Origin of the sequence: Corynebacterium tuberculostearicum (assembly GCF_022347235.1) — a bacterium.
Taxonomy (GTDB): domain Bacteria; phylum Actinomycetota; class Actinomycetes; order Mycobacteriales; family Mycobacteriaceae; genus Corynebacterium; species Corynebacterium tuberculostearicum_F.
The window spans coordinates 1-6,599 of sequence record NZ_JAKRDX010000035.1; the positions used below are offsets into that span (position 1 = coordinate 1).

At 58.2% G+C, this 6,599-nt stretch carries 4 protein-coding genes; 2 read left to right on the forward strand and 2 right to left on the reverse strand.

The genetic code is table 11. The features are described from left to right. Positions 1-89 precede the first annotated feature (89 nt). Positions 90-578, forward strand: coding sequence for an alpha/beta hydrolase-fold protein (locus tag MHK09_RS11435; protein ID WP_366511741.1), 489 nt, complete (start codon positions 90-92; stop codon positions 576-578). Beyond that, a complete protein-coding gene (locus tag MHK09_RS11440; RefSeq protein ID WP_250413597.1) occupies positions 565-2,874 on the forward strand; it encodes a bifunctional lysylphosphatidylglycerol flippase/synthetase MprF in 2,310 nt (769 codons plus the stop codon). Before MHK09_RS11435 ends, MHK09_RS11440 begins: the two co-directional genes overlap by 14 nt. Before the next feature lie 55 nt (positions 2,875-2,929). On the opposite strand, the gene MHK09_RS11445 is transcribed toward MHK09_RS11440, so the two are convergent. Together MHK09_RS11445 and MHK09_RS11450 are read right to left on the reverse strand one after the other, a co-directional pair. After that, positions 2,930-5,473, reverse strand: a complete 2,544-nt coding sequence (locus MHK09_RS11445; RefSeq protein ID WP_250413598.1) for an ABC transporter permease — start codon at positions 5,471-5,473, stop codon at positions 2,930-2,932. After that, entirely contained in the window at positions 5,474-6,202 is a 729-nt protein-coding gene (locus tag MHK09_RS11450; protein WP_250409884.1) for an ABC transporter ATP-binding protein, read from the reverse strand. It abuts the gene before it with no gap. Positions 6,203-6,599: the final 397 nt, after the last annotated feature.

The window sequence follows — 6,599 nt, forward strand, 5'->3', positions numbered from 1 at the left end:
CGCGGCTTCACGCCGGTACTCCGGCGTGTACTTCTTGCGCTGTTGACTCACAATGAACATCCTCTCCTACGGACACAAGATCCGCACAAATAGGGTGTCCACTAAACGAGGGTAACCTCACTTGGACCGTCGGCGGCCTAAGCTACGGCGGCACCTGCTCCCTACAGATCGCCACCAACCGCCCCGAAGCCTATGGTTCCATCATCGACATTTCCGGCGAGGCTGAGCCCACCATTGGCAACCACGCGGCGACGGTGAAGAAATTCTTCGCCGGGGACGAATCCGCCTTCAATGACCAAGACCCCGCCCACCTGCTCGCCCACAAGCACTTCTCTACCCAGGCCATCTTCATCGCTGGCGATAAGGACACTGCTTCGGTCAATGCTTTGCGTTCGCTTTCCGATGCCGCCCGCGCTGCCGGCATGAAAACCTACTTTGGCACCCGACCCGGCGGCCACTCCTTTCAGGTGTGGCGCCCAGCCCTGCGCGAATCTTTCGCTTGGGCCGCTAGCCGCGGTGGAATGACCGCTATCAAGGATCCCTTCGATGGAATTGGAGCCCACGATGTCCGTTCTTAAAACCATCCTGACCAGATTTCCCGTTTCCCTAGCCGTCTTAGTCATTATGTGGGCGCTTCACCTCGTGGACTTCCCCACCTCCCACTGGCTGGCGCTGACCACCGCGCACCCCGGTGGCGCCATTATCTTGTCCGTGCTCATCGTGCTCTGGCTCGTTCCCGCTGAATGGCGCTTGGGCTCCCTGCGCACGTTGGCGATTGGAATTATCTCTCAGCTCATTACTGTGCCTCTATCCATCGTCCTTGCCCGCGGAATCGAGACCGTAGGCCTGAACCGGTGGGGCAATGATCTCCTTAGCGATACCTTCCTCACCCCAATCGGTTTCATCGCCGGTGCCGCCGGCTTTGCTTCCGCCCTACTACCCCGCCTGTGGCGCCGCCGGCTACGCATCTCGCTTATCGTGCTTACCGCTACCTTTGTGCTCTATTCCGGCACCATGTCCGATGTCCTCGGCATCGTTGCCGCCGCACTTTCCATTACGGCGGGCCAACTTCTCTTTAAGCCCGAACCCGCACCGCCTTCCATCAGGGAGCGCCGAGTGCTCCTCGCCGTTGGCGTCGCCTGCGTGGCCATCGGGCCTGCGTTCGTAGCCCTCGATCCAATGGCAGAAGGCCCGTTCTCCCAAATCACGCAGCTCCTTTGGACCCCACATCTATCCGCTTTGGAGGCCACCCAGTCCTGCGCGGATTCGGTCACTTCTGCCAGTTGCACCGCGGCAGTCGATCTCGCCCGCGCCCAAGGCATCGGCGCCGTGGTAGCCAATATCATGCCGTTCATCATCCAGCTAGTGGTGTGCTTTGGTCTTACCCGCGGCCGCGTGCTCGCGTGGTGGATGGCGGTCATTACCCAGGTACTTGCCATCACCCTGTTGACCTACCAGCTTTGGGATGACGCCCGCCTGAGTTATCTCCTGCCCAACCTCGTGCTCGTCCTCTTGCCTTGGCTACTGACACTGTTCATGCTGCTAATTAACCGCTCACTGTTTCACACCCACGAAAACCGCGCATTCTTCACTCGGACGGTCACCCTCGCCATACTTGCCGCCGCCATCGGCGCGGGCCTGTGGATCCTCACCGCCTCGTTGCACAACACCGTACCCCCGGCGAACCTCGCGGCGATCCTTGCAGAAACCCCACTGCGCTTCGTACCGGCCGTCGTCGCGCTCATCCTCCCCCACCACGTCGCACCAGCAACCATGATTTCTTGGTTCATCTACGAGTGGGTAGGAAATGCTTTCTGGCTCCTCGTAGCTATACGGCTCTACCTCGGATTTTCCCGTCCTGTTGACCCAGCCCAAGAGTCCGACCGCGACACCGCGCGCCGCTTACTCGAAGCCGGTACCGGCGATCACCTATCTTTTATGACCCTGTGGAAATCCAACCGGTATTTCTTCCACGGTGATTCCTACGTGGCGTACCGGGTTTCCAATGGCATTGCCCTCACGCTGGGCGCCCCCGTCGGCCTCGATATCAGCTCCGAATTTGAACAATTCGCCGCCGAGCAAGGCTGGGCCGTCGCGTGGTATTCCGTCAATGCACAATTCGCTGACGCGCACCCAGAGCTAAAACGCCTCCAGGTCGCAGAAGAAGCCGTACTCAACTGCGAATCCGTAGAGTTCAAGGGGAAGAAATTCCAAAACGTGCGCACCGCACGAAACAAAGCAGAAAAGGAAGGCATCACGACACGGTGGACCACCTGGAAGGAGCTGGATATCGCCTCCATCGCCCGCATCACCGCGCTGAGCGAGGACTGGGTCTCTGACAAAGCCCTCCCTGAAATGGGCTTTACCCTCGGCGGTCTTGAGGAAATGATGGTGGACGGCACTCGGCTCCTGCTGGCTGAGTCCGCCGACGGCACTCTACACGGTGTCACCAGCTGGATGCCGGTATACGAAAATGGTGCCATTGTCGGCTACGTTCTCGACGTCATGCGCCGCAATGAGCACGGCTTCAAAGGCGTCATCGAGCTCCTCATCTCAGAAGCGATGCTCATCGCTCATGACGAAGGCCTCGGCTGGATCTCCCTTTCCGGCGCCCCACTTGCCGGACAACCAGACGAGCCTAGCTGGCTCGACATCGCCCTCAACCGCATCGGTGAGGAAGTCGAACCGCTCTATGGATTCCGCACCCTAGCGGCCAGCAAGCGCAAATTCCAACCCGAGGAGCACCCGTGGTACCTCTGTTACCACGATGAACTGAAACTTCCTTCTATCGCATTGGCCACCATGCATGCCTACCTGCCGGATTTGAAAACCAAGGATGCGGTATCGGCGTTCAGGGCTTGGATGGCCGCGTAAATAGACTAAGGTCTCCCTTCTTTATACGAAGAAGGGAGACCTTAGGCGTTTTAGGCTAGTCCGCGATTGCCTCCAATGGCGGCGTCTTTGCCGCACGGTTCGACGGCCAGACGGCCGCGATAATGCCGACGATGGCCGAGCCCACCAGCATGATGAGCACCATCGCCCACGGAATCTGCGCGGAATCCAATCCCTCATCACCGAGGATCTTGATAAAGGACCAGCCCAAGCCAAGGCCGATGAGGATGCCCATTACCGCGCCGAAGAGCGCAATCTGCACCGACTCAAGAGTGATCATCGTGCGGATCTGGCGACGCTGCGTACCCACGGCACGCAACATGCCAATCTCCTGGCGTCGCTCAATAACACCCAGGGTCAAGGTATTGACAATACCCAGCACGGCAATAATCACCGCTAGGGCAAGTAGGCCATACAGGATGGAAAGCATCTGGTCGATGAATCCGGCGGCTTGGCCCGCATATTCCTCGCCAGAATTTACCTGAACCACGACCAAATCCTTGACCGAGTCCTCTAGGTTGTGGCGCAGCTCTTCTTTGTCATAGCCTTCCTGGCCCAAGACGCCCACCATTTGGACGGTAAAGGACTTCTCGGGAGCGACCTTTTCAGCCACGTCTTGCGAGAGCACCATATTCTGCACCACGTCAGTGGGCTTAAAGGTACCGACCAGCTTGGCCTCGGCCTTCTTGTCCTTTTCCGCAGAAGTAACCTTGTAGGTCTCTCCTACCTTCCAGCCGTGTTCCTTGGCAAAGTCTTCGGTAGCAATGAAGCCCTTCTCCAAGTTGGCATCGCCCTCAACCATGTCGAGCGCAATCATCGACGACGGATCTCCATCCGCAGTCATAGTTTGCTGGAATTGCGGACCGTAATCCATCGATGCCTGACCATCGACGGCTACCGGAGCCATACCGACGGTAATCACCTTATCGACGCCCTCGGCCTCCGCCGCGCGCTTACCCGTGTCCTTCGGCGTCGGGAATTCACCGGAGCTAGGACCGGAAAGCAGGTAATCAGAAGTGATGTTCTGCTCCACGGTATCGGCCACAGAGGACTTCATAGTTGCACCAAGCATGCCGATAGCGGTCACCAGCGCCACGCCCAAGGTCAGCGCGAAGGCAGTGGCTGCCGTACGGCGCGGATTGCGTCGCGAGTTAGTCGCCGCCAGTGAACCAATAGCGCCAAACGGTGCACCGATTGCCTTGCCCACCGTCGGCACCAAAGGCAGCGACAAAGCAGGGCCGGCCAGGAAGAATCCCACGATGACGCCGAACGCGCCAACGCCGACGAGGATGGCGCGGACGTTGGTTTCGCCGTCGGAAAGCACGCCTGCCAACGCCGCAACAATGCCCACCAGCAAGATAATGGCACCGAAAATCGTGCGTACCTTCAGGGAGTTTCCGGAAGCAGATTCGGTAGTGCGCATTGCCTCCACCGGCTGCACCCGGCCCGCGCGCCGTGCCGGAGCCCATGCGGATACAACCGTCACGATAGTGCCCAAAATAATTGGAACTACGATGGCCGAAACGCTCAGGCCCAAGCCGCCATCGAGAGGCATTCCCTGCGCGCTCATGACTGCCTTAATGATTGCGACCAACCCCATACCGGCAACCACGCCGACAATGGACCCCAGAACACCAACAATGGCAGACTCCACCACCACCGAGTTTGTGATCTGGCGACGGGAAGCACCCAGCGCACGCAAGAGAGCGAACTCCTTGGTGCGCTGCGCGACAATCATCGAGAAAGTATTCGCAATGATGAAGGTGCCTACCAGCAGCGCAATCAGGCCGAAGGCGATGAGGAAGTAATTGATGAACTTCAAGGCAGAAGACATCATCTCCGAGGTCTCCTCAGCCAGGCGCTCACCCGACTCCGCCTTGACTTCATACTTCTCGTTCAGGTGGTCCACCAAGGCATTCGCATCCACTCCATCGGCTGCAGAAACCTTGAGCTGGCTCGGCTCGCCGTAGCGCTCCAGGTAATCCTTTTCAGCCATGCTCAGCACGATGCTCTCGCCCTGGTCTACCGCAGGCTCCGAGATGCCAGAAACGGTAACCGTATCCTGCTCATCGGGGTGAACCACAGTCAGCTTCTGCCCCACGGAAATGTCGTACTTGTCGGCCGCGGAAGAGTTGATAAGGACCTCGTCCTTACCGCTAGGCTCCTCGCCCTCCTTCAGCTCATCGGCGCCACCAACGACCTTGTCTTCCGGGTAGAACGGGACAACACTGGCCGTGCCGCCCTGGGTTTGATAAGCCTCCGAGTTCTCATCGGCCACGACAACGGTCTCCGAATCCGCGATATTGATGTTCTTGACATCCTTATCGTCAGCCAACTTCTGGCGCAGTTTGTCATCCAGTTTCGCGCCATTGTCGTCCTTTTGGCTCACCACTGCATCCACGCCGCGGAACTGATTGTCCACGGCGGAGTCAAACGTAGACTTTAGCGAATTGGTGAACATGAACGAGCCGGCGATAAACGCGGTGCCCAAAACCACCGCGAGAATCGTCAGCCCAAGGCGCAATTTATGCGCCACAATATTACGCAGAGACACTCTGCGCATTGCGTTTCCGCGTGCCATTTAGCCCTCAATCTCCGCCATTACCTGGTGAATGGCCTCCATCGTCGGATTGTGCAACTCATTCACTAGCTTGCCGTCAGCAAGGAAAACCACCCGGTCCGCATATGAGGCGGCCTTGGCATCGTGCGTCACGATGACCACTGTTTGGTCGTCCTTATCCACCGCGGTTCGCAAAATGTCGAGCACCTCGGCCGAAGAATTCGAGTCCAGGTTGCCCGTTGGCTCATCGCCGAAGATGATTTCTGGCCGAGAAACCAATGCACGAGCACAGGCCACGCGCTGCTGCTGTCCGCCAGACAATTCAGCTGGGCGGTGTTCCAGGCGCTCCGCAAGGCCAAGGCGGCTAGTGACCTCCTCAAACCACTGCTTATCGACGCCCTTACCCGCAATATCCGTAGGCAGCGTAATGTTTTCCGCCGCAGTCAGCGTGGGCACAAGGTTAAAGGACTGGAAAATAAAGCCCAGCCGGTCACGACGCAGGGCCGTAATGTCTTTGTCATTGAGCGCCGACATATCGGTATCACCGATAAATGCTGATCCGGAGGTCGCCGAATCGAGACCAGCCATGGTGTGCATCAGCGTCGACTTACCGGAACCCGATGGGCCCATGATCGCCGTGAATTCGTTCTTGCCGAATTCAATGGATACATGATCAAGAGCGACGACAGCTGTGTCATCGCTTCCGTATTGCTTAAACAAGTCAACGGCGCGAGCCGCAGCATCAGTCATGAGACAAATTCTCCTTGTAAATGGGAAATTACCTATTTAAGTCTAGCGACCGTGGCCTCCGGCCAACATCATCCCTGAGGAGGAAAACGGCATACGAGAGCCCGGCACCACCGTTCTCGTGGGTCTCACACTGCGGGCTCCGGCCTACTTCCTAGCCCTCCTTTCTCTGTGTTCGTTGTTGTTGGTGTGTGAGGTATTGGGCCCAGGTGTGGTTCCAGTGTGTTTGGTGTGTGGCTAGTGGTCCGGTGGGGTGGTCTAGTTGGTAGGTACCGTCGCGGTGGAGCCAGGCGATGGTGCCGGTAATCGGGTCGAGGATGTAATGGATTCTGCGGTCGGTTTTGATGTTGTGGTGGTGTTGGCAGAGGTTTACTAAATTGTCTGGGCTGGTTGGCCCGCC

Bases quoted from the DNA above. Each gene is read 5' to 3' on its own strand.
- MHK09_RS11440 (WP_250413597.1), top strand. From the start codon at position 565: ATGTCCGTTCTTAAAACCATCCTGACCAGATTTCCCGTTTCCCTAGCC.
- MHK09_RS11450 (WP_250409884.1), bottom strand. From the start codon at position 6,202: ATGACTGATGCTGCGGCTCGCGCCGTTGACTTGTTTAAGCAATACGGA.
- MHK09_RS11445 (WP_250413598.1), bottom strand. From the start codon at position 5,473: ATGGCACGCGGAAACGCAATGCGCAGAGTGTCTCTGCGTAATATTGTG.